The following is a 22,546-nucleotide window of genomic DNA, read 5'->3' on the forward strand; positions in this document are numbered from 1 at the left end:
TACGAGCTTAGAGCCTGTCCTTCAGGGCGCCGCCGGGGTCACAGCCGCCGCCAGGTCCACGTCGTCGACGTCTCCAGGGGCTCCAGCGGGGTCACCAGGCGCGGCGCGGTGTTCAGGCCGTTGGGCGGGCCGGTCTGCGGCTCCACGCACACGGCGGCCTCCTGCTCGTCGTACACGACGACCCACTCCTCGCGGCTCGCCACGTTCAGCTCCAGCTGCCCCGGCCAGGTCAGGGTGACGTCGACGCCGCCCGGCATCCCGAAGCAGTCGTCCCAGGGGCCCGGCAGCGGGTCGACGCGCTCGCCGGTGGGCAGGTGGTCGGCGCCGCGGCGCTCCTGCCACGCGGCGTCGAAGGCGATCCGGACGTCCTCGCCGCCGTCGGTGAGGCGCCGGTTGAACCACGGGTGCCAGCCCGCCTGCGCCGGGAAGGAGTCGTCGTACGTCTCCACGGACATCCGCAGCGTCAGGGCGCTCTCCGTCAGCTCGACGATCTGCGTGACCCGGCCGGGGTACGGCCACGGATCCGTGAGGTCGTAGGTGAACACGGCCTCGCTTCCGCCGGCGCGGGCGGTCTTCCACGCGGTGTCGCGGCCGGTGCCGTGGATGGCGTGCGGGGGGCCGTTCAGGGGGAGCTGGTGGGTGGTGGCGCCGTTCGTGAAGCGGCCGTCCCGGGTGCGGCCGCACCACGGCACCATGGGGAAGCTGCCGTAGCGCTCGCCCTGCCGCAGGAGTTCGACTCCGTCGACGGTGAGGCTGCCTACGCGGCACCCGTTCCCCGGCTGCACCGTGACCCCCACGGAACCGGCTGCCAGCCTGATCTCTTCGCTGCTGCTACTCACGGGGTCGACCTTACGGCGCGGTCCCTGCCGGGGGCTCCCCAATCCCACCCCTTCCCGAAACTGGGGGCTCCGCCCCCAGACCCCCGTATCGGCCTGAACGGCCTCGTCCTCAAACGCCGGACGGGCTGTACCCCACCCACCCGCCCTTATGACCTGCCGGAAACAGCCCGCCCCGGCAATATCAAGCCCGTCCGGCGTTTGAGGACGAGGCGCGAAGCGCCGACAGGGGGAGAGGGGCGAAGCCCCAGACGGGAGCGGGGGTCCAGGGGGCGGAGCCCCCCGGGGGTGGGGACTGTCAGCGACGGCGTCGCAGCGCCCGGGTCACCACGATCGCCGAGGCAAGAGCCACCGCCGCCACCGGCGCAGCCCACCGCAACGTGGCGACCCCGCCAGACATCGCCTCGGGCACCGGCACAGGCGCGTACCGCCCCCGCGGCGGCGCGTGATCGACCTCCTCCGCGCTCCGCCCGATCATCGTCCGCCGCGCATGCGCGGCCTCCGCGGCCGGCACGTCCGCCGCGTCCAACGGCCCGTCGAGGTCGTCGGAGAGCGGATCCAACGGCGGAGGCGGCACCTCGGCCCGGAAGATCCCGTGCGTACCGTCCCCGGACCCGGTCGGCCCCATGGGCTCCTCGGGCCCGGCGGAGTCGCCGGACTCACCGGGGCCGGAGGAGTCGACGGAATCGGCGGAGCCGGCAGAGTCGGAGGAATCGGAGGAATCGGCGAAGCCGGCAGGCTCGCCGAGGTCGGACGAGCCGGCGGAAGGCTCGACGGCATCGGCAGAATCCCCGGCACCCCCGACGCCCCCGGCAGCCCCGGCAGCCCCACCCGGCAAGCCGCCCCCGCCGGCAACCGCCAACCCCTCCGCGAACCGCCCCAACAACCTCCGCACCGCCCCCTCCACAGCCTGTGGAGAACTTTCCGCGATCTCGGCGACCCGCCCGTCCCCGGACGCACTCCCGCTGAAGGCGACGCTGGTGCCCCCTTCCGCGGCAGCGGCGAGCCGCAGCACCAGGGAGAACTTCACCGCCCCGCTGCCGCGGACCTCGGCCCCTTCTCCCTCCAGGGAGTACGAGCCGTCGCCGCGCGGAGCGACCCGCAGGGCACCGCGATAGGTGATCGTGTGCCCGCCGACCCGCACCCTCAGCCGCCCGGACACGGGTGGCGAGTCCGCGTCGGCGGCGCGCTGCAGCCCCGGCACCGCACCGGCGACCCGCTCGGGGTCGGCCAGTGCCTCGCGGAGCGGCTCTTCCGGAACCGGTACGAACGCCTCATGCTCCATGACAGTCGAGCGTACCGACGCCCGCCGCGTGATGTATGCCACTGAGACCACTTGCCCGCGCTCCACGGCCCGACGACCCGTCAGTCGGCGTACCGCGGATGCACCAGGGTGGACGGCGCGAGGCCCGCGCCGGAGGGGGGACGTACGCGTTCGGCGGCCCGTGAGCCGGAGCGCAGGACCGCCGACACCGCGGCCGCGGTGAGCTGTTCCGGGGCTCGGGCGGCGAGCACGAAACCCCAGTCGCGGGGCTTGGCGGTGCCGTCGGCGGTGCGGTCGGGTCCTGCGGCGAAGACGTCGTGACGGCCCGTCGTGCGGTAGGGCGTGGTGACGAAGCCCGCCGCGCGCAACGTCGCGTCGACCGTCCAGTAGGTGTGGGCGCGGGTGACGACGGGCCCGGCGTGCACGGCGAACCGGCCGTCGTCGGTGAGGACGCGGGCGAGCAGGCCGTAGAACTCCTGCGAGTAGAGCTTGGTGCTCGCGGTGATGCCGGGGTCGGGCAGATCGGCGAGCACGACGTCGTACGGGCGGCGCCGCTCGTGCGGTCCGCGCAGCCAGCGGAAGGCGTCGGCGTGGGTGACGTGGACCCGCCGGTCCCGGTACACGTGTCCGTTGAGTTCGCTGAGCGCCGGATCGGTGCGGGCCAGCTTCACGACGCCCGGGTCGAGTTCGACGACGTCGACGCGGCGCACCCCGGAGTGCCGCAGCACCTCGCGGGCGGCGAGGCCGTCGCCGCCGCCGAGGATGAGCACGCGCGCGTGCGGCCCGCCGCGCATCGCGGGCTGGACGAGCGCCTGGTGGTAGCGGCGTTCGTCGCGTCCGCTGACGCGCAGCCGGCCGTCGACGAACAGGTGCAGGGACTCCCGGTCGCCGCCGGTCAGGACGACTTCCTGGACGCCGGTCTGCACGGCGACGCGGATGTCCGAGCCGTACACCGCGCGGCGCGCGGCCCGCTCGAAGTCGTCGACGAGCACGGCGGCGGAGGCGAGGACGGCGAGGACCGTGACGTTGGCGAGGATCAGTATCCAGCGGCCGCGCCCGCTCAAGTCCCGCCCGAACAGGCCGAAGACGAGCGCCCCGCCCGCGAGTACGTTGACGGCCCCGGTGAGCAGCGCCCCGGTGAGCTGCCCGAACCAGGGCAGGAGAAGGAAGGGGAAGGCGAGGCCGCCAACCAGCGCGCCCACGTAGTCGGCGGCGAACAGGTCGGCCACCGCGCCGCTCGCGTCCTGCCGCCGGACGCGCTGGATCAGCACCATGAGCAGGGGCACTTCGGCGCCGATGAGCACGCCGATGGCGAACGAGAACGCGACGAACAGATAGCGCGAGCTGCTCGCCCACATCTCGCCCCGGTCCCCGGCCCACGCGAACGCCGCGTAGAGCACCAGCGCGCTGCACCCGCCGACCAGCGCGAGCGCCGCCTCGACGAGCCCGAACCCGGCGGCGGCCCGGCGCCGCAGCCGCTTGGCGAGCAGCGAGCCGATGCCCATCGCGAACACCATCACGGACAGCACGACGGAGGCCTGGGTGACGGAGTCACCGATCAAGTACGAGGCGAGGGCGACGAGTTCGAGTTCGTACACGAGACCGCAGGCGGCACAGATGAACACGCCCGCGAGGACGAGGAACCGGCCTGTCCGGGGCGTGACGGGCAGTCCCTCGGGCGGCTCGATCACGCTGCGAACGCTACGTCACCACACGCTTACACCAAGTCCCCCACATGGGTGGAGGTCCTCCGGAAACGTGTAAACGGCCTCAGGGGACGGTCAGAACGCCGCGGGCAACGGCATCCGCACGCCGACCCGGGTCCGCGTCGCCACCAGCTGTCCGTCCTGCGGATACGCGTGCCACGTACGCCACATGACCGCGCCCTCGTGGCGTTGGGCGAGCATCGCGGTGAAGGCGTGCGGGATGCCGGGGAAGACGCCGGCGAGTCCGTGCGGGTGCTCGGTCACCAGGGCGAGCAACTCCTGGGCGCGGCCCGCGAACTGACCCCGCGACAGGGTTTCGACGCAGGCCGCGAACTCGTACTCCCACTCGCCGACCCGCTTGGAGACGCCGAGCGGCAGCGGCGTGCTGCTGCCGGGGATGCAGGCGACCGTCTCGGAACAGGTCCCCTTCTCCTGCTCCAGGAGAACTTGGTGCGACGCCCCGAGGAGTCTCAACTGCACGGTCGCACCGGACAGTTCGAGGTCCAACGTGGCGAGCGCGGGCAACGGCTCGCGGCCGAGGGCCCAGGCCAGGTCCCCGGCGCGCGTGTCGGTGTAGACAGTCTTCAGGGTCGTGAGCATGGGTCGGCTCCGCTAACACGCAATGGGGGTGGGGGCCGGCGCACCCGGTCGGACACCAGGCGGTCGGAATGCCGGCTCGTGCCCACGGAGAAGTCCCGATCGCTGAGCTGAGAACGTCCGAGGGCGGTGTGACGGTTAAGAGGGAATCATGAACTGCGACACTGCCACAGCGTTTTTACCCAACTTCGTAGGGTTTCCATCCCCTAGAGGGCCGAACAGTTCATCTGTTCACGTTTCTGCGAACTCAGACGATCCAGAAGCGTCCCGGTACGGTCGCCAATAGACCCATATCGCCCCTGTCGCCCCTCAACGCCCGCTGTGCGGGGGCCACCAGGCTTCCCGGCGGCCCCGCGCGCACTCGCGTGTACCCGTGTCAACGACGAAGCGCCCGCCGGGAGTTGACTCCCGCCGGACGCTTCGCCCAGTGGACCAGCTGCCCCGTGTCAGCTGCCTCCGCCGCCTCCGCATCCACCCCCGCCGCCACCGCCGCCGCAGGAGGAGGAACCGCCGCCGCAGGACGAGCCACCACCGCAGGAAGATCCGCCACCGCCGCAATTGACCGCGCCCGAGCTGGAGTTCGAGCTGTTGGAGCTCGCCCACCAGCTGCTGCTGCCCGACGCGCGGCTCAGCCGCGGACGCCTGGTGCGCCTGCTCACGGCATAGCCGATCACCATCACGATCACGAGCCACAAGCCGAAGAAGAGGATCAGAATCATGGTCCCCACCTTCCTTTCCGTTCCCCCGAAGCGGGCCGGTGCCGTTCCCCCGGACCGGTCCCGCCGTGCTGATCTGGTCCGCGTCGTCGCGTGACAAGGGAATGCCCCCGGCCACACCCGGCCAAAGCAGAGTTGAGGAAGTCCAGAGGTTCGGCGCAGGATGACGGCCATGACTCCCTCTTCCGGCCCAAGCCGCCCGCTGCTCAACCGCCGCCTCGCCGAGTTCGGCACGACGATCTTCGCCGAGATGTCCGCGCTCGCGGTGCGCACCGGCGCGATCAACCTGGGCCAGGGCTTCCCGGACACGGACGGCCCCGAGGAGGTGCGCGAGGCGGCGGTGCGGGCGCTGCGCGACGGCCGCGGCAACCAGTACCCGCCGGGGCCCGGCGTGCCCGAGCTGCGCACGGCGATCGCCGCGCACCAGCTGCGGAACTACGGCTTGTCGTACGACCCCGACCGCGAGGTCCTGGTCACCGCCGGCGCCACCGAGGCCATCGCGGCCTCCCTGCTCGCCCTGGTCGAGCCGGGCGACGAGGTGATCGCGCTCGAGCCGTACTACGACTCGTACGCCGCCTCGATCGCGCTCGCGGGCGGCACCCGCGTCCCCGTCACCCTGCGGCCCCGCGAAGGTCGCTTCGTACTCGATCTGGACGAACTGCGCGACGCCGTCACCCCGCGCACCCGGCTGCTGCTCCTCAACACCCCGCACAACCCGACCGGCACCGTCCTCAGCCGCGAGGAGCTCGCCGAGATCGCGAAGCTGGCCGTCGAGCGCGACCTGCTCGTGGTCACCGACGAGGTCTACGAGCACCAGGTCTTCACCGACGAGAACGGGACGACGCCCGCGCACATCCCGCTCGCCACCTTCCCCGGCATGCGCGAGCGCACGGTCACCATCGGCTCGGCGGGCAAGACGTTCTCGTTCACCGGCTGGAAGGTCGGCTGGGTGACGTCCACGCCGGAGCTGGTCACGGCGGTGCGCTCGGCGAAGCAGTATCTGACGTTCGTGGCTTCGGGCCCCTTCCAGTACGCGATCGCGGAGGCGCTCGCGCTGCCCGAGTCGTACTTCACGTCCGTGCGCGAGGACCTGCGCGCCAAGCGGGACCTGCTGTCCGCGGGCCTGACCGCGGCGGGCTTCGAGGTCTACCGCCCCCAGGGCACGTACTTCATCACCACCGACATCCGCCCCCTCGGCGACAGCCGCTCGCACGGCGGCGACGGCTTCGCCTTCTGCCGCGCCCTGCCGGAGCGCGCCGGCGTCGTCGCCATCCCGAACGCCGTCTTCTACGACCACCGGGAGGAGGGCGCGCCCTTCGTGCGGTTCGCGTTCTGCAAGCGCACGGAGGTCCTCGCGGACGCGGTGGACCGGCTGAAGGCCCTGTAGCCACTGGGGGTGGCGGCGCGCACCCACACGGACCCATCCGGCTGGTGTCCGCCGCCACGACGCCCGAGGGTTCGGGTGTGACTCACCCGAGCCCCACGGTCCCGGCCCCCCTCACCGAACCTCCCCGCACCCAGTGCCGCGCCTACACCCCCAAGGGGCCGACAGCCGTGCGCGCCCTCGGCGTCTTCGCCGCCGCGCGGCTCACCGGCCTGCTCGCCGTGACGGCCGTGGCGCACGCCACCGGGCAGGACACCTTCCGCCTTCTCGGCCGCTCCTGGGACTCCCGCTGGTACACCGGCATCGCCGCCCACGGCTACGGCCGCACCCTCCATTTCGAGCCGGGCGTGGTCCAGAGCGACCTGGCGTTCTTCCCGCTGTACCCGGGCCTGATCCGCGCGGTCACCACCCTCACTCCGCTGTCCCACGGCGCGGCCGGACTCCTCGTGTCCTGGCTCGCCGCCGGGGCCGCCGCCCTCGGCATCTACGCGCTCGCCGCCCGCCTGTACGACCGCCGCACCGCCACCGTCCTGGTGCTCCTGTGGGGCCTGATGCCGCACTCCGTCATCCTGTCGATGGCGTACACCGAGCCGGTCCTCACCGCGCTCGCGGCCTGGTCCCTGTACGCGCTGCTCACCCGCCGCTGGCTGTGGGCGGGCGCGCTCGCGGCGCTCGCGGGCCTGGCCCGGCCGAACGGCTTCGCGGTGGCGGCGGCGGTGCTCGCCGTGGCGGTGTACGAGATCGCGCGGCGGCGCGGGCGCGGAGTTCCCCACAGGCTGTGGACGGGCGCGCTGCTCGCCCCGCTCGGCTGGGCCGCGTACGTCCTGTGGGTCGGGCTGCGCCGGGGCGACGCGCTCGGCGGCTACTTCGCGGTGCAGCGCGGCTGGGGCTCGCGCTTCGACTTCGGCGCGGGCTCGTTCGCCTTCGCCGAGCATCTGCTCCTGCACGGCGACAAGCTGGTGCACTCCATGACGCTGGTGATCGTCGCGGTGGCGGTGCTGCTGTTCGCGCTGCTCGTGGCCGACCGGGCGCCGCTGCCGCTGCTCGTCTACACCGGGGTGCTGCTGCTGATCACGGTCGGCGGCTCGGGCTTCTTCGAGTCGAAGCCGCGCTTCCTGCTGCCCGCCTTCCCGCTCCTGATCCCGCTGGCCCTCGCGGTGACGCGGACGGCGAGAGCCCGGCCGAGGAACGCCTACCTGGTGGTGGGCGCCCTGGCCGGGCTCTCGGTGGCGTACGGGACGTATCTGGTGGCGATCGCCCGTATGCCCTTGTAACTCACGCGCTCGCGGTACGCGGGGCCCTCAGGCCTCGTCGTCCCCGGGCTTCCCCTCGCCCTCGGCGGCGTCGACGGCCTCTTCGAGGCCGAGCTGCTCGACGAGCCAGCGGTCGAATTCGATCGCGGCCCGCACCCAGCTCACCGTCGACGACACGAAGTGCTCAAGCGAGACACCCGTGCCGATCAGCATCTGGGCCTCGCCGATCAGGCGGACCGTGCCGTCGTCGTGGGTGTGGCTGTAGACCTTGGGCCACAGCGTGCGGCGGTTCCAGTCGTCGATGGACTCGAGGAGCTGGAGCTTCTCCTCGATGCCGTGCGGCCGGTCGTAGAACGTCCGCACCGAGAAGACCGCCTGGTCGTCCTCGCCGCGGAACATGAAGTACGTACGGAACTCCTCCCACGGCGCCGCGAGGTCACCCTCGTCGTCGACGACGTACTTGAGCTCCATCTGATCCAGGAGCTGCTTCACCAGGTCCTGGTCAGGGACGACGGGGCCCGCCGGTCCTGCGCCCTGCTGCGGTTCGGGCTGGCCCCCGAAATTCGGAATCGAGGACGGGTCGATGGTCACCGTTATTTCCCTTCGTACTTCGTACGGATTGAGCCATCCTCTCCCATGCCGGGCGGGGGCCCGCAACCCCCGCCCCTGGAAGTGACCGGTTACGGCTCTTTACAGCGTCTTCCCGGTCCCCGAAGCGGCTTCCGCCCCGGCCGCCGGGCCCACGATCAGGCCGTCCCCGAAGACGTCCACGCGCACGGTGTCGCCGTCCTTGACCTCGCCCGCCAGGATCTCCTTGGCGAGCCGGTCGCCGATGGAGGTCTGGATGAGGCGGCGCAGCGGCCGCGCTCCGTACGCGGGGTCGTTGCCCTCGTCGGCCAGCCAGGCCAGGGCCTCGGGCGTGACGTCGAGGGTGAGCCGCCGGTCGGCGAGGCGCTTGGCGAGCCGCGCGATCTGCAGCTCGGCGATGTGCGCGAGCTCGTCCTTGGACAGCGCGGAGAAGACGACGAGATCGTCGAGCCGGTTCAGGAACTCGGGCTTGAACGAGGCCCGCACGACCTCCAGAACCTGCTGCTCCTTCTCTTCCTCACTGGTCAGGGGCTCGACGAGATACTGGCTGCCGAGGTTGGAGGTCAGGATGAGGATGGCGTTGCGGAAGTCCACGGTCCGCCCCTGCCCGTCCGTGAGCCGCCCGTCGTCGAGGACCTGCAGCAGGACGTCGAAGACCTCGGGGTGCGCCTTCTCGACCTCGTCGAGCAGCACGACGGAGTACGGCCGCCGGCGCACGGCCTCGGTGAGCTGCCCGCCCTCTTCGTACCCGACATAACCGGGAGGCGCCCCGACCAACCGGGCCACACTGTGCTTCTCCCCGTACTCACTCATGTCGATGCGGACCATGGCCCGCTCGTCGTCGAAGAGGAAGTCGGCGAGGGCCTTGGCCAACTCGGTCTTGCCGACGCCGGTGGGCCCGAGGAAGAGGAACGATCCGGTGGGCCGGTCGGGGTCGGCGATGCCCGCCCGCGTCCTGCGCACGGCATCCGACACGGCCCGCACGGCCTCGCCCTGCCCGATGAGGCGCTTGCCCAGCTCGCTCTCCATCCGGAGCAGCTTCTGGGTCTCGCCTTCGAGCAGCCGTCCGGCGGGGATGCCGGTCCAGGCGGCGACGACGTCGGCGATGTCGTCGGGCCCGACCTCGTCCTTGACCATGGTGTCGGCCTTGGCGGCCTCCTCCTCGGCCTCCGAGGCGACCTCCAGGTCACGCTCGACGCCGGGGATCTCCCCGTACAGAAGCTTGGAAGCGGTGTCGAAGTCGCCGTCCCGCTGCGCCCGTTCGGCCTGTCCGCGGAGCTCGTCGAGCTTCTCCTTCAGCTCGCCGACGCGGTTGAGGGACTGCTTCTCCTTCTCCCACCGAGCGGTGAGCCCCCGCAACTCCTCTTCCTTGTCGGCAAGATCACGCCGCAACTTCTCAAGCCGCTGCTTGGAGGCAGGGTCCGTCTCCTTGCTGAGCGCCAACTCCTCCATCTTCAACCGGTCTACGGCGCGCTGGAGTTCGTCGATCTCGACGGGCGAGGAGTCGATCTCCATCCGCAGCCGCGAGGCCGCCTCGTCCACGAGGTCGATGGCCTTGTCCGGCAGGAACCGCGAGGTGATGTACCGATCCGAGAGCGTGGCGGCGGCGACGAGCGCGCTGTCGGCGATCTGGACCTTGTGATGGGCCTCGTACCGCCCCTTGAGCCCGCGCAGGATGGCGATGGAGTCCTCGACGCTCGGCTCGGCCACCAGGACTTGCTGGAAGCGGCGCTCCAGGGCGGGATCCTTCTCGATCCGCTCGCGGTACTCGTCGAGGGTGGTGGCGCCGACCATCCTCAACTCACCACGGGCGAGCATGGGCTTGAGCATGTTCCCGGCGTCCATGGCGGAGTCCCCACCGGCTCCGGCCCCAACAACTGTGTGCAACTCATCAATGAACGTAATGATCTGCCCGTCGCTCTCCTTGATCTCGGAGAGAACGGTCTTGAGCCGCTCCTCGAACTCGCCCCGGTACTTGGCCCCCGCGACCATGGCACCAAGATCAAGGGACACCAGCCGCTTGTTCTTCAGCGACTCCGGCACGTCCCCCTTCACGATGCGCTGCGCGAGCCCTTCGACGACGGCGGTCTTGCCGACGCCTGGCTCACCAATAAGAACCGGGTTGTTCTTGGTACGCCGGGACAGCACCTGCACGACCCGCCGGATCTCCTGGTCCCGCCCGATGACGGGGTCGAGGCGCCCCGCGCGGGCCGCGGCGGTGAAGTCCGTGCCGAACTTCTCCAGGGCCTTGTACTGACCCTCGGGGTCGGGGGTGGTCACGCGACGTCCTCCGCGGCTCGTCTCGAAGGCGGCGAGCAGCTTCTTCGCGCTCGCGCCGTTCTGGTTCAGTACGTCACCGGCGGCGGCGCCCTTCGCGGCGAGGCCGATGAGCAGGTGTTCGGTGGAGAGGTACTCGTCGCCCAGCTCCTTGGCGTGCTGCGCGGCGTCGGCGACGACGGCCAGCAGGTCGCGGTTGGGCTGCGGCGGGGCGACCGTCGACCCGGTGACGCTGGGCAGCGCGGCGAGCACGCGCTCGGCGCCGGCGCGCACGGCCGCCTGGTCGGCGTCGACGGCGGCGAGGAGGTCGGTGATGTTCTCGTTGTCCTGCCCCTCAAGCAGTGACAGGAGCAGATGTGCGGGCGTCAGATCCGCATGGCCTCCGGACACGGCCCGGCTGGTGGCCGCGTTGATCGCGTCCCGGCTCCTGTTGGTCAGCTCGGCGTCCACGTGCGGGTCTCCTCCTGGGTCGGCTGAGGGCTGTTCGCGTACCCATATCCAATACTGACTTAACTAACGTACACAAAGTTGAGTCTATTTCGCTCAAGGTGGGTGGGGCCAGGCTCCTGGGCGGAGAGTGCGGCTAGGTTCCTGGGCATGGCCATAGATCCGGGCGACCCGCCCGCCCCGTACCTCAGCTTCTGGCGTGAACGCCACCTGTGCACCCTGACGACCCTGCGCCCCGACGGCACCCCGCACGTGGTGCCGGTCGGCGTGACGTACGACCCCGAGGCGGGCCTGGCCCGGGTCCTCGCGAACAAGTCCAGCAGGAAGGTGGCGCACGTCCTGGCGGCGTCCGGGCTTGACGGCGGGGGTGCGCGGGTGGCCGTGTGCCAGGTGGACGGGCGGCGCTGGGCGACGCTGGAGGGGCGGGCCGTGGTGTCGGCGGAGGCCGGGCGGGTGGCGGAGGGGGAGCGGCGGTACGAGGAGCGGTACGGGCGGGTGCCGCGGGTGAATCCGGACCGGGTGGTGATCGAGATCCGGGTGGACCGGGCGCTCGGCAAGGCGGGTCCGGGCGCGGGCGCCTGAGCCTTGCGGGGTGCGGCCTTCCGGGTGCGGCTTTCGGTGGCCGCGCACACCACAGCGGCGCCACCGTGTTCAGGTCCACGGTGGCGCCGCTGCTGGGGGAAGCACCTGCGCGATTTACAACGACGGGGGAATCGCGTCAGGCGCTGCGGGGGGTGGTAGCGAGGGGGTCGGCGGCGGTGTGCCGCTCGACGGCCTTGTGGTCGGCGTCGCGCTTCCGCTTGTCGATGACCTGGTGGTCGCGCTGGTCGAGGTTCACGAAGACCATGCCGTAGCGGATGGCGCACCGGACCGGCTGGGGGGCGCCGCGGGGGCGGCGGAGGCACCGGTAGGCGCGGATGTCCTCGTCGTCGTCGCGCACGATGATGACGGGCTCTCCGACAAGGGTGACCATCAACGAGTCGCCGGGGTGGGGGATCGCGGTGACGAGGTCGATGAAGTGCCAGCCCGAGCGGTAGGCGGTGGCCATTTCTCGGCGGAAGGTGCGGTCGTCAGGGGGCGTGGTCATGCTGCTCCCCCCTTGGGGCCACTGGTCCAGCCGGTGTCCCCTTCGGCCGCCTCCACGCTTGTCCAGCCCGTGTCTGGTTGGCGCACAGTCTGGGCTCGCTCCCCGGTGTCAGCGCTCAAGCCCCCGAGGGCAACGAGAGCCACAGCAGCAGAGAAGACCGCAGCAAGCGCCGAACCAAGTATTTTCACGCGCATAGTCGGCTTCGTCCTCACTTGGTAGGTTCCACTCCCCCGGCTCAAAGAAGACGATGTCTCAATCAAGCACGTCGAAGCCACAGGGGCGGTGCATCATGTTCCTGCACATACAGAACCCTGGGGGGTGGAGATTTGCTTACAACAGACACAAAACCGACACATCCACACTCCATCACCGAACTGTGTGACGAGGGAGCCCGGCTTTATGCCCACGCCCTGAGTGCCGGACGCATCGCCCGCGCCGACGCGGAACCCGCCCCCTGTCTCGTCGAATTCGCCTTGCTGCACCCGGACCCCGACGATCCCAACTGGCTGCATCCTGTCCCTCCCTCCTCAGTGCTCGCTCAGCGCCTGCACCCGCTGGAGCGCGAGATCCAGGACCGACGCCGCCTGTCGCTTCAACTCACCGACATCTTTGAGCCGTTCTTGGCCATAAGCGCACAACAACCGGTGGCGACGCATGCGATCACGGTCCTGGAGGGATTCGATCGAATCAATGAGAGTCTGAATCTGGCCACCAACGAGTGCCAGACGTCGGTTCTGACGGTGCAACCAGGCGGTGGCCGCCCGGCGGACGCCCTGACTCAGGCCCTTGAACGAGACCGGCCGCTCACCGACCGTGGCGTCAGCATCCGCACGCTGTACCAGCACACGGCGCGGCACAGCCAAGGGACTCTGGCCTACGTGGACCGCATATCAGGCGGCAAGGTCCAGGTACGGACTCTGGAGGAGTTGATCGAGCGATTGATCATCTTCGATGAGACCGTCGCCTTCATTCCGGCAAGCGACGACCGTCGCGTAGCGCTCGAACTCCGCCACCCAGGCCTGGTGCGATACCTCACCAAAGTGTTCGAACAACTCTGGCAGCGGGCCATCCCCCTGACCGAAGAGGTTCCGTACGAAATCTCGCCTAACGGCATCACTGGCGTCCAACGGTCCATAGCTAAACTCCTCATCGAAGGCCACGTAGACGAAGCCATCGCCCGCCGCCTCGGCATGAACGTCCGCACCTGCCGCGCCCACATCGCCAAAATCGCCGCCGCCCTGGGCAGCGGAAGCCGCGCCCAACTCGGCTACCTCATCGCCCAGTCCGGCATCCTCGAGCAGGACAAACCGAAATGACCACCGAACCTCGCCCTCACCCTCACGGACCCGACGAGTTGTGTGAGGCGGGTTCGACCCTCTACGCCCGCGCCCTGCGCGAAGGCCGCGTCCAGCACCAGGACGCCGACGACGCCCCCTGCCTGATCGACTTCGGCCTCCTGCACCCGGACATCGACGACATGGCATGGCTGCGCCCCACCGCCCCGGCCGTCGCGCTGCCGCAACTCCTGCGCGGCATCGAGGACCACATCGCGCGCCACCGCGAACGCGAAGAGAAGCTGACGGCGATGTTCGAGCCCCTGATGGCGCTGGACGCGCGCCAGACGTCCGGGACGGAGGCCCCGGAGATCACCGTCCTCGACGGCTTCGAGCGCATCAACACGGCGATCACGCAGGCCATGACGGACGCCCGGCACGAGGTACTCACCGTGCAGCCCGGCGGCGCCCGCTCCCCCGAGATCCTGGCCGACGCGCTCCCCCGCGAACAGGAATTCCTCTCCCGCGGCTGCCGCATGCGCACCCTGTACCAGCACACCACGCGTCACTCCCTCCCCGCCCTCGCCCACTACGAGCAACTGGACGGCGACGTAGAAGTCCGCACGCTCAACGAGGTAACCGAGCGCATGGTGGTACTGGACCACGCGGTGGCTTTCATCCCCGCGAGCAAGGACCGCACGGTGGCCCTTGAAGTACGTCAGCCGGCCATCGTCGACTACCTCTTCACCACCTTCGAGCGACTGTGGCACCTGGCCACGCCGATGTTCCCGCAGGCGGCCCAGCTCCCCGCCGAGAACGGCGTCACCACCCGTCAGCGGGCCATCGCCGAACTCCTCATAGAGGGCCTCACGGACACGGAGATCGCCGCCCGCCTCGGCATGAACGTACGCACCGCCCGCGAGCACATCGCCAAACTCGCCGCGATCCTCGGCAGCAACAGCCGCGCCCAACTCGGATATCTCATTGGCCAGTCGGGGGTTCTCGACCAGAATCACTAGCTGTCGGCACCTGGGGCGGGGGCTTCAGGGGGTGCGGGGAGGAACGGCGGCGTGGTGACGGAGCACAGGGCGCATGAGGTGGGGGAACTGTGTGAGGCGGGCGGTGCGCTCTACGCCCGCGCCCTGCGGGACGGCCGCATCCACAGCAGCGAGACCGGCCGGGCCCCCTGCCTCCGCGAGAGCGGACTGCTGGTCCCCGACGACGAGGACGCGCGCTGGTTCAGGCCCGTCGCCCCTGCGGTGGCCCTCCCGCAGTTGCTGGACGGCATCGAGAAACGCATCGCGCAGTACCGGCGGCGCGAAGCGGCACTGGCCGCCTCCTTTCAGCCGCTCATGGGACTGCACCACGGAAAGTTCCAGGGGTCCGCGACTCCGGGGGTCACCGTTCTGCACGGGCATCCGGCGATCAACAGCACCATCGGGGAAATCCTGGCCGACTCCCGCCATGAAGTCCTCACCGTCCAGCCCGGCGGAAGACGGCCCAACGTCGACCAGGCGGACGCGATACGGCGCACACAGGAATTCATCGAGCGCGGCGGACGAACCCGCACCCTGTATCAGCACACGGCCCGCTACTCGCCCTGGGCGACTTCCTACTACGAGCAACTCACGGGCGATGTCGAGGTCAGGACCCTGGACGAACTCCCGAACCGCCTGCTCGTCTTCGACCGCAAAGTGGCGCTCATACCGGCGGACAGGGACCACGGAAACGCCCTCGCCCTGCGCACCCCGGCTGTCATCTCATACCTCGTCACCGTTTTCGACCTGATGTGGCGGCTGGCCACACCCATGTTCCCCGAAGCGGCATACCAGCCCACCAAGAACGGCATAACCCCCCGCCAACAAGCCATAGCCGCCCTCCTCACAGAAGGCCTCACCGACACAGAAATAGCCGCCCGCCTCGGCATGAACGTCCGCACCGCCCGAGTCCACATAGCCAAACTCTCAGCCGTCCTGAAAAGCACAAGCCGAGCCCAACTCGGCTACCTCATCGGCAAGTCGGGAATCCTGGACCACACCCACTGAACCGGCCCCGCCCCCGGCGCAGGGGAAAGCGCCCACCTCAGTGGTAGACAGCCCGCTGCAACGGCAACCCCAGCGCCCGCAGAGCCTCCCGCACCACGCACTCCGCGTCGAGCGCCCCCGCGCCGAGCTCCAGGACCGCCGACTGCTCCCACCGCACGGACGAGGGCCGCCCCATGCTGACCTGCCAGGAGGGCCCGCGCGGGGACGGGCGGTCGTCGAGGGCGATGTTCAGGACGCGGACGACGGAGACCTTGGCGATGACCTGGAGAGGGAAATCGCCAGCCAGCATCTGGCGGTCTACGACCCAAGTCACGGGGTAGCCACGGCCGTTGAGGTCAGCGGCGATGGCGTGCATGACGGGGGAGTAGCAGGCGGGCGCCAGCCCCGCGGCCGGCGGCGGCACGGCGTCCCAGCCGTCCAGGGGGACCACACCGCCGTCCAGCGGGGCCACAGCACCGCCCGGGGAGCCGCCCGCGCCGTCCGGCGGGACCACGGCGCTGTCCACGGGCGCAGCGGCGCCCACGCCAGGCCTCCTCACCCCTGCAGCGTCCATACGGCTCTCACCTCATCGTCCACTCATCTCATCGCGCGGCCCGCCCGCACCCGGCCACGGCAGTGGCACCCTCGCCCTGCGGGTCGAAGAGCAGGACCACATGCCGCGCCCCCGGCGTGCTCTCCGGCTCCGACGCGAGGACGGTGACCGTTCCGGGCCCCTTCGTAGGGTGCCGCAACGGCCGTACGTCGTCCGCCGAATGGGGATTCAGCTCCGCGCTGTGCCGGTAGATCGGGCCCGCGAGGCGGTCCCTGAGGACATCCTGGTGCAGTTGCGCGAGCGCGCGGTTGCCGGGGTACTGGATGCGGGCGTACCGGAGCTGGCTGAGCACGCGCGGCGCCCACCGGGTCTCCCAGTCCGTGAGCGTGTGCTCGCGGGCCTCGTCGGACAGCGCGATCCAGCGCAGCGGGTTCTCGGGCGGCACGCCGCCGGTGAACAGCTCGGCGAACTGCTCGTTGTACGCGACGAGGTCCCACTGGACGTTGATGACGTACGCCATCTCGCGCTGCCCGGAGATCGCGCGCTGCCAGGCCCCGGCGCAGGCGAGGACCGTCCCGCCGTCGGGCGACAGCGGATGGGGCGGGCGCTGACCGAGGGCCAGCAAGTACACGTGCGTGAACTCGGCCTCGCTCATTCGGAGAATGTGGCCCACCCGGCGCAGATACTCGTCGCGCGGCGATATCTTCCCGGACTCGAATCGGTGGTACGTACCCACGGCCCGGTTGGTGAGAAAGTCCATATCGGGCTGCGAGAGCCCGATAACCCGTGGTCCTGGCCGCCCCGACGGTTTCGGATTCAACCCCACTTCCTCGGGCCGGATTCCGGCCCGCAGTCTTCTGAGTATTGCGCGCAGTCCGTCCTCGACCACCCCTCACCCCCCTTCCCCGCGCCTGCGGCCGCGAAGTCCCCCGAGCGCGGCCTCTGCACCATAAACCCCAGCGCCTCACCAACCAATGGAGCCCGCCCACAACACGGCAGGGACTTACGGACGGCCGTCGCGCGAACCAACAAGGCAGGTCACCCATGCCGTAAGGTCAACTCCCGGCAGCAGGAAGGAAGATCGGCTCGAATTGGGCTGGCGGGGCCGATTCTCTCTCGGTGGCATTTTCCCCGATGGTCGAGTTGCAGTTGGTTTGTTTGGTTATGGGTGGGCTGTTGCGCATCCGTCTTCGCGTGTGCTCGCGCGTCTGCGGCGGCCTTCGTGAGTCGTCCCACGTCGGTCGTCGGGGCACGTCGGGGGGTCCGCGGGGCACCGGGCGCGGTACCTCCGGCCCGTCCGGCATCGGCGCGCGGGCACGGTTACGGCACCGACGGGTCCGTACGCGTCGGCCGCCCCCTGCGGGCGGAGCGGCCGGCGTCCTGCCGTGTTCCGAATAATTGGGCCAGGATTCCTAGAAATAGATCCGCCATTGAATACGCGGGGGTCGCTGGGAACAATGGCCACCCACGCACAACACCGTCGCGCGTGCGAATGACAGGCACGTACGCGAACGTCGGAACCGACATCAGGACAGGGGGACCGAGGGAGCATCGTGCAGGACGGAGCGGTGCGGGAGACGGGCGCCCCGGCGGGGGGCGGCCCCGCCACCGGCACCCATGGGGGCGGCGCGACGCACATGCGGCACGAAGGCCATGAGGACCACGACCACACAGTGCTCTGTGAGGCAGGCCGCGAGGCCTACGCACGCGCGCTGACCGAGGGCCGGGTCCCGTGCGCCGAAGCGGCCCACGCGCCCTGCCTCGTCGACTCCGGTCTGCTGTACGCCGATCCCGACGACGCGTCGTCGCTGCGTCCGAGCACCCCTCTGATCGCCCTGCCGCGGCTCCTCGACGAGATCGAGGAGAGCATCGCGCGCCACCGCGGCCGGGCCTCACGCCTCGCCACCGCCTTCGAACCGTTCCTGCGGCTCGGCGCCGGCACGGAGCCGGGTGCGGCGGCCGGCCAGGTCACCGTGCTCAAGGGGGTGCCCCGCATCAGACGGGCCGTGTGGCAGGCCCTCGCCGACGCCTCGGACGAGGTCATCGGCATCCAGCCCGCGAACCCCCGCCAGGACCGGCTGCTGCCGCGCGAAGAGCCCTGGCGCATGGCGGAGTTCGCGGCCCGCGGCGGCAGCATGCGTACGCTCGCCCTGCCGCACACCACGCCAGGACCGCTGCCCGGAGTCGACTGCGAGGTCCGCACCCTCGACGAACTCCCGCCCTGTCTCCTCGTGTTCGACCGGGACGTGGCGTTCATCCCGGCCGCCGAGGACGGCCGCGTGGCCTTCGAACTGCGCTCCCCCGCCCTGGTCACGTACGTCGTCACGGCCTTCGACATCCTGTGGCGCCTTGCGACCCCGCTGCACCGCGAGGACGTGCCGCGCCCTCCGGACCAGGCGGTCGGCCCCGTCCAGCGGGACATCGCGAGCCTGCTCACCGAGGGCCTCACCGACACGGAGATCGCGGGCCGCCTCGACATGAACGTACGCACCGCCCGCGAGCACATCGCCAGACTCGCCGCGGTCCTCGGCAGCAACAGCCGCGCCCAACTCGGCTTCCTCATCAGCCGGTCGGGCCTGCTCGACTGACGGCGCCGGGCGCGGACGGGGCGCGCCCGCAAGGCCTGCGGGCGGCCGGCGGTGGCATCAGTGGCATCAGCCAGTTCCAACGGGGATTCCAACGGGGAGGAAGCATCAGCGTGCCCAGAGACACCGGACCGTACAGAGGGCCGTACAGACCGGGCACGGGCGCCCCGCCCGACGCCACGACCGCACCGCACCGGCCGCACCGCGCGGACGAGCCCTGCGCCCCCGGCTCCGCCCTCTACGTACGCGCCCTGCGCGAGGGCCGCGTACACAGCCGGGAGGCCGAAACCGTCCCGTGCCTCGTCGACTTCGGGCTCCTGCACCCCGACGTCGACGACATGCAGTGGCTGCTGCCGAGCAAACCCGCGAACGCGCTGCGGCGGCTGCTGCGCGGGATCGAGGAGGAGGTGACGCACGAGCGGCAGCGCGAGGAGGAGCTGGCGGCGGCGTTCCAGCCGCTGCTCGCCATGGGGTTCCCGAGCGGTCCCGGTGCCGGTGTCCTGGCAGGGACAGGGACAGGGACAGGGGCAGGAGCAGAAGCAGGAGCTGGTGCCGCGAGTACCTCCGCCCCCGCCACGCCCTCCGCCATCACCCCCCTCAAGGGCCTCCCCCACATCACGGCAGCCATGGACCAAGCCGTCTCCCACTGCACCCGCGAAGTCCTCACCATCCAGCCCGGCGGCTTTCGCCCCATCTCCGATCTCGGGGCCGCGCCGCCCCGTGAGCAGTCGCTGCTCTCGCGGGGGTGCCGGATGCGGACGCTGTACCAGCACACCACCCGGCACGCGTTTCCCGTGATCGCGCACTTCGAACGCCTTGAGGGGGACGTGGAGGTGCGGACGCTGAGTGAAGTGACCGAGCAGCTCGTGGTGTTCGACCGTACGGTCGCGTTCGTGCCGGCGGACCGGGACTTCGGGGAGGCCCTGGAGATCCGCGCCCCGGCCCTGGTGGGCTACCTCGCCACCCTCTTCGACCGGCTCTGGCAGCTCGCCACCCCGCTGTTCCCGCATCCCGCGGCCCCGCAGCCCGCCGAGAACGGCGTCACCGCGCGGCAGCGCACCATCGCGGAACTCCTCGTCGAGGGGCTCACGGACGCCGACATCGCCGAGCGGCTCGGCATGAACGTACGGACCGTACGCGTCCACATCGCCAAGCTCGCCAGGAACCTGGGCAGCACCAGCCGCACCCAGCTCGGTTTCCTCATCGGTCGCTCAGGAATCCTGGGCCCCGGGCAAACCCGCTGAATCACGAACGTCCGGAATTGGTGCCACTTGCCCCCACCTCCGCCCGTTGCACCGCAACAAGATGACGGTAGCGGAGAGTGGGCGGGGCGTTGCATCGTGGTGATGGCGGCGGGGAGCGGCCAGTCCCACTTCGGTACTGGAACCGGACCGTTCCCGGTTGCCAAGTGGCTCTGTCGTGGTCTCCCCCCGCAGAGTCGCGCTTCCCTAAGGGTCGCCCCGGTTCGGCTACGCCCCGTGGCCGGCCGGGGCGCTCACGTCCTCGGGGGGAGTGAGCGCCCCGGAAACCGCGGGCGGCCCGGACGGCTCAGGCATGCGGCGCGTTCTGGCCGTCGGCCCACTCCCGCAGCAGCCGCTCCCGCTCGTCCCTGCGCGGGGTGCCGCCCTCGTGCGAGCGGCCCCACTCGGCCATCGCCGCGAGCGTGGTCATCATGGTGGCGGCGCCGTCCGTGAGGCGGGCCAGCAGGGCGCGGGACAGGTCGTACTCGGTCTGCGAGTAGCCGGACGCGGCGGCTGTGTACGTCGTCAGCTCGACCTCCTCGTCGGCCGTGCCGACGCACACCGTCATCGTCCCCTCCGCGTCCTGACCGCCGCCGAGGCCCATCGACAGCGCCATCTCGACGACCACGCCCACGTGCCGCTTCAGGGACTTCAGGGGGACGTCCTCGACGGTCAGGGACTCGACGTCGTCCCACAGCCACAGGCCGGACTGCGGATGGCCGAGGCCCGTGACGCCGTCCGGTGTCAGGCGCACCCCGGGCGCCAGACCCGACGGCTTCGAGCCCACGTACACATCGCCCTCGGCGATCCAGAACAGCCCCACCATGGCCATGAGAACTCACTCCCCCGATGAAAGACGAAGACGTTGAACGTTGAGCGATACGCGTTGAACGATGCGAGACGCACGATGCGAGACGCGGATGCTCACGCGAAAAAGCGGTCGGGTTCAGCCTAAAGTCGTCCGGCGCCACGCGTGAAAGGGCCGGGTGGATTCCCGCGTCAGCGCGAATCCACCCGGCCCCAACCACCACACCCGCACGCGGGCTTACGCCTCCGGCGACCTCTTGGGCCGCCACACCACGAGCGCGCTCGCCTGCTGCACGTCCTGATACGGCACCAGATCGCGGCGGTAGGACGCGTGCACCGCGGCCTCCCGCTGCTGCATCGCCGCCGCCGCGCCCTCCACGGCCGACGAGAGCTCGGCCACGCGCGCCTGGAGCGCCGCGACCTGGTTCTCCAGCTCGATGATGCGCTTGATGCCCGCGAGGTTGATGCCCTCCTCCTGCGACAACTGCTGGACGGTGCGCAGCAGTTCGATGTCGCGGGCGGAGTAGCGCCGGCCCCGGCCCGCGGTGCGGTCGGGCGAGACCAGGCCCAGGCGGTCGTACTGCCTCAAGGTCTGCGGATGCAGGCCGGAGAGCTGGGCCGCCACCGAAATGACGTACACCGGGGTCTCGTCCGTCAGTTGGTACGGGTTGCGTCGGCGGCCGTCCCGCTCCATGAGGTCACGCTCCCTTCGCGGCCTTGAACAGTTCTGCCCGCGGATCGGTGTCCGCAGTCGCCTTCCGGTACGCCTCCAGGGCTTCCTGCGCGGCGACGGAGAGCGTCGTCGGTACGGCGACCTCCACCGTGACGAGCAGATCGCCCCGGGTGCCGTCCTTGCGGACCGCGCCCTTGCCGCGGGCGCGCATGGTGCGGCCGTTGGGCGTGCCGGGGGGCAGCTTCAGGGTGACGGGCGGGCCGCCCAGGGTGGGCACCTTGACCTCGCCGCCGAGCGCCGCTTCCGCGTACGTCACCGGCACGGTCACCGTCAGGTTGTCGCCCTTGCGGCCGAACACCGGGTGGGCGTCCACGTGCACGACGACGTACAGGTCGCCTGCCGGGCCGCCGCGTTCGCCGGGGCCGCCCTTGCCGCGCAGGCGGATCCGCTGGCCGTCGGAGACGCCCGCCGGAATGCGCACCTGCATCGTGCGGGACGACTTGGCACGCCCTGAGCCCTTGCACACCTCGCAGGGGTCCTGCGCGATGAGGCCGCGGCCCTTGCAGTCCACGCACGGGTCGGTGAGCGAGAAGCCGCCACCGCCGCCGCGCGAGACCTGTCCGGTGCCCACGCACGTCGGGCAGACGCGCGGGGTGCCGTTCTTGTCGCCCGTGCCCGAGCACGCCTTGCAGGGGGCCTGGGACGACATGCGCAGCGGAACCGTCGCGCCGTCCACCGCCTCCGTGAAGCTCAGCGTGACCTCGGACTCGACGTCCTGGCCGCGGCGCGGCTGCGTACGCGTGCCCGCGGTCGCTCCGCCGCGGTTGAACAAGCCCCCGAAGACGTCACCGAGACCGCCCCCGAAGCCGCCGGCGCCCGTCTGTCCGCCTCCGCCCGGGGCGCCGCCTCCGAAGAGGTCGCCCAGGTCGAAGTTGAACGAGCCGCCGCCGGCGCCTCCCGGGCCCGGCCTGAATCCGCCGTTGCCGAAGAGCGCGCGGGCCTCGTCGTACTCCTTGCGCTTCTTCGGGTCGCCGAGGACGTCGTTCGCCTCGGAGATCTCCTTGAAGCGCTCCTCGGCCTTCGCGTTGCCCTTGTTGGCGTCCGGGTGGTTCTCGCGAGCCAGCTTCCGGTACGCCTTCTTGATCTCGGCTTCGGTGGCGTCCTTGGGGACGCCGAGGACCTTGTAGTAGTCCTTCTCGATGAAGTCCTTGGTGCTCATCCCCGACGCCCCTCC

General features: G+C 70.8%; 20 protein-coding genes. 8 read left to right on the plus strand and 12 right to left on the minus strand.

The genetic code is table 11. From position 1 onward, the window contains the following. Positions 1-38: 38 nt before the first annotated feature. The 4 genes from IEY91_RS12145 to IEY91_RS12160 all read right to left on the minus strand — a co-directional run bounded on the left by IEY91_RS12145 (position 39) and on the right by IEY91_RS12160 (position 4,406). Complete coding sequence (locus tag IEY91_RS12145) at positions 39-839, minus strand: aldose epimerase family protein (RefSeq protein WP_189173963.1); 801 nt, start codon at positions 837-839, stop codon at positions 39-41. 295 nt (positions 840-1,134) lie between these two features. Beyond that, entirely contained in the window at positions 1,135-2,121 is a 987-nt protein-coding gene (locus IEY91_RS12150) for an SRPBCC domain-containing protein (RefSeq protein ID WP_189173964.1), read from the minus strand. Positions 2,122-2,201: 80 nt separating this feature from the next. Further along, complete coding sequence (locus tag IEY91_RS12155) at positions 2,202-3,791, minus strand: polyamine aminopropyltransferase (RefSeq protein ID WP_189173965.1); 1,590 nt, start codon at positions 3,789-3,791, stop codon at positions 2,202-2,204. Between the two features lie 90 nt (positions 3,792-3,881). Continuing rightward, on the minus strand, positions 3,882-4,406 hold the full coding sequence (locus IEY91_RS12160) for a DUF2617 family protein (RefSeq protein WP_164322561.1): 525 nt from the start codon (positions 4,404-4,406) through the stop codon (positions 3,882-3,884). Between the two features lie 876 nt (positions 4,407-5,282). On the opposite strand from IEY91_RS12160, the gene IEY91_RS12165 reads away from it, so the two are divergent. Both IEY91_RS12165 and IEY91_RS12170 read left to right on the plus strand, forming a co-directional pair. Then, positions 5,283-6,506: a pyridoxal phosphate-dependent aminotransferase gene (locus IEY91_RS12165; RefSeq protein ID WP_164322567.1), complete on the plus strand. Its 1,224-nt coding sequence runs from the start codon at positions 5,283-5,285 to the stop codon at positions 6,504-6,506. A gap of 77 nt (positions 6,507-6,583) precedes the next feature. Beyond that, positions 6,584-7,777: a glycosyltransferase family 39 protein gene (locus tag IEY91_RS12170; protein ID WP_373287931.1), complete on the plus strand. Its 1,194-nt coding sequence runs from the start codon at positions 6,584-6,586 to the stop codon at positions 7,775-7,777. Between the two features lie 27 nt (positions 7,778-7,804). On the opposite strand, the gene IEY91_RS12175 is transcribed toward IEY91_RS12170, so the two are convergent. Beyond that, entirely contained in the window at positions 7,805-8,347 is a 543-nt protein-coding gene (locus IEY91_RS12175) for a type III secretion system chaperone family protein (protein ID WP_189173967.1), read from the minus strand. Positions 8,348-8,446: 99 nt separating this feature from the next. Next, entirely contained in the window at positions 8,447-11,071 is a 2,625-nt protein-coding gene (gene clpB, locus IEY91_RS12180) for an ATP-dependent chaperone ClpB (protein WP_189173968.1), read from the minus strand. A 147-nt stretch (positions 11,072-11,218) separates the two neighbouring features. Here clpB and IEY91_RS12185 point away from each other — a divergent pair, with 147 nt between their 5' ends. Next, positions 11,219-11,650 carry a pyridoxamine 5'-phosphate oxidase family protein gene (locus IEY91_RS12185; protein WP_189173969.1) on the plus strand — a complete coding sequence of 144 codons (432 nt, stop codon included), beginning with the start codon at positions 11,219-11,221 and terminating at the stop codon, positions 11,648-11,650. Positions 11,651-11,786: 136 nt separating this feature from the next. Here IEY91_RS12185 and IEY91_RS12190 read toward each other — a convergent pair whose 3' ends face one another. After that, on the minus strand, positions 11,787-12,155 hold the full coding sequence (locus tag IEY91_RS12190; protein WP_229696898.1) for a Rieske (2Fe-2S) protein: 369 nt from the start codon (positions 12,153-12,155) through the stop codon (positions 11,787-11,789). A gap of 326 nt (positions 12,156-12,481) precedes the next feature. On the opposite strand from IEY91_RS12190, the gene IEY91_RS12195 reads away from it, so the two are divergent. The 3 genes from IEY91_RS12195 to IEY91_RS12205 are packed head-to-tail and all read left to right on the plus strand — an operon-like array spanning position 12,482 to position 15,474. Beyond that, the gene (locus IEY91_RS12195; protein ID WP_189173970.1) at positions 12,482-13,471 is read left to right on the plus strand and encodes a helix-turn-helix transcriptional regulator; all 990 of its coding nucleotides are present in this window, start codon (positions 12,482-12,484) and stop codon (positions 13,469-13,471) included. After that, on the plus strand, positions 13,468-14,448 hold the full coding sequence (locus tag IEY91_RS12200) for a helix-turn-helix transcriptional regulator (protein WP_164322577.1): 981 nt from the start codon (positions 13,468-13,470) through the stop codon (positions 14,446-14,448). Before IEY91_RS12195 ends, IEY91_RS12200 begins: the two co-directional genes overlap by 4 nt. 54 nt (positions 14,449-14,502) lie before the next feature. After that, positions 14,503-15,474: a LuxR C-terminal-related transcriptional regulator gene (locus IEY91_RS12205; protein ID WP_189173971.1), complete on the plus strand. Its 972-nt coding sequence runs from the start codon at positions 14,503-14,505 to the stop codon at positions 15,472-15,474. Positions 15,475-15,511: 37 nt separating this feature from the next. Here the strand turns inward: IEY91_RS12205 and IEY91_RS12210 are convergent, their stop codons facing one another. Together IEY91_RS12210 and IEY91_RS12215 are read right to left on the minus strand one after the other, a co-directional pair. Next, complete coding sequence (locus tag IEY91_RS12210) at positions 15,512-15,997, minus strand: hypothetical protein (protein WP_189173972.1); 486 nt, start codon at positions 15,995-15,997, stop codon at positions 15,512-15,514. A 58-nt stretch (positions 15,998-16,055) separates the two neighbouring features. Then, on the minus strand, positions 16,056-16,661 hold the full coding sequence (locus IEY91_RS12215; RefSeq protein WP_164322585.1) for an MmyB family transcriptional regulator: 606 nt from the start codon (positions 16,659-16,661) through the stop codon (positions 16,056-16,058). An 898-nt stretch (positions 16,662-17,559) separates the two neighbouring features. Here IEY91_RS12215 and IEY91_RS12220 point away from each other — a divergent pair. Next, a complete protein-coding gene (locus tag IEY91_RS12220; protein ID WP_229696899.1) occupies positions 17,560-18,594 on the plus strand; it encodes a helix-turn-helix domain-containing protein in 1,035 nt (344 codons plus the stop codon). 110 nt (positions 18,595-18,704) lie between these two features. Further along, positions 18,705-19,835 carry a helix-turn-helix transcriptional regulator gene (locus IEY91_RS12225; protein ID WP_189173973.1) on the plus strand — a complete coding sequence of 377 codons (1,131 nt, stop codon included), beginning with the start codon at positions 18,705-18,707 and terminating at the stop codon, positions 19,833-19,835. Positions 19,836-20,139: 304 nt separating this feature from the next. Here the strand turns inward: IEY91_RS12225 and IEY91_RS12230 are convergent, their stop codons facing one another. The 3 genes from IEY91_RS12230 to dnaJ form a co-directional block, all read right to left on the minus strand. After that, positions 20,140-20,664, minus strand: a complete 525-nt coding sequence (locus IEY91_RS12230; RefSeq protein ID WP_164322589.1) for a hypothetical protein — start codon at positions 20,662-20,664, stop codon at positions 20,140-20,142. Positions 20,665-20,877: 213 nt separating this feature from the next. Continuing rightward, positions 20,878-21,333: a heat shock protein transcriptional repressor HspR gene (locus IEY91_RS12235; protein WP_164322591.1), complete on the minus strand. Its 456-nt coding sequence runs from the start codon at positions 21,331-21,333 to the stop codon at positions 20,878-20,880. A gap of 4 nt (positions 21,334-21,337) precedes the next feature. Continuing rightward, on the minus strand, positions 21,338-22,531 hold the full coding sequence (gene dnaJ, locus IEY91_RS12240; RefSeq protein WP_164322593.1) for a molecular chaperone DnaJ: 1,194 nt from the start codon (positions 22,529-22,531) through the stop codon (positions 21,338-21,340). Positions 22,532-22,546 lie beyond the last annotated feature (15 nt).

Source organism: Streptomyces lasiicapitis, from assembly GCF_014646335.1.
GTDB lineage: Bacteria > Actinomycetota > Actinomycetes > Streptomycetales > Streptomycetaceae > Streptomyces > Streptomyces lasiicapitis.

Coding starts and splice junctions, on each gene's coding strand:
- IEY91_RS12150 (WP_189173964.1), bottom strand. CDS start 2,121: ATGGAGCATGAGGCGTTCGTACCGGTTCCGGAAGAGCCGCTCCGCGAG.
- IEY91_RS12160 (WP_164322561.1), bottom strand. CDS start 4,406: ATGCTCACGACCCTGAAGACTGTCTACACCGACACGCGCGCCGGGGAC.
- IEY91_RS12165 (WP_164322567.1), top strand. CDS start 5,283: ATGACGGCCATGACTCCCTCTTCCGGCCCAAGCCGCCCGCTGCTCAAC.
- IEY91_RS12185 (WP_189173969.1), top strand. CDS start 11,219: ATGGCCATAGATCCGGGCGACCCGCCCGCCCCGTACCTCAGCTTCTGG.
- IEY91_RS12190 (WP_229696898.1), bottom strand. CDS start 12,155: ATGACCACGCCCCCTGACGACCGCACCTTCCGCCGAGAAATGGCCACC.
- IEY91_RS12200 (WP_164322577.1), top strand. CDS start 13,468: ATGACCACCGAACCTCGCCCTCACCCTCACGGACCCGACGAGTTGTGT.
- IEY91_RS12215 (WP_164322585.1), bottom strand. CDS start 16,661: ATGAGCGAGGCCGAGTTCACGCACGTGTACTTGCTGGCCCTCGGTCAG.
- IEY91_RS12230 (WP_164322589.1), bottom strand. CDS start 20,664: ATGGCCATGGTGGGGCTGTTCTGGATCGCCGAGGGCGATGTGTACGTG.
- IEY91_RS12235 (WP_164322591.1), bottom strand. CDS start 21,333: ATGGAGCGGGACGGCCGCCGACGCAACCCGTACCAACTGACGGACGAG.
- dnaJ (WP_164322593.1), bottom strand. CDS start 22,531: ATGAGCACCAAGGACTTCATCGAGAAGGACTACTACAAGGTCCTCGGC.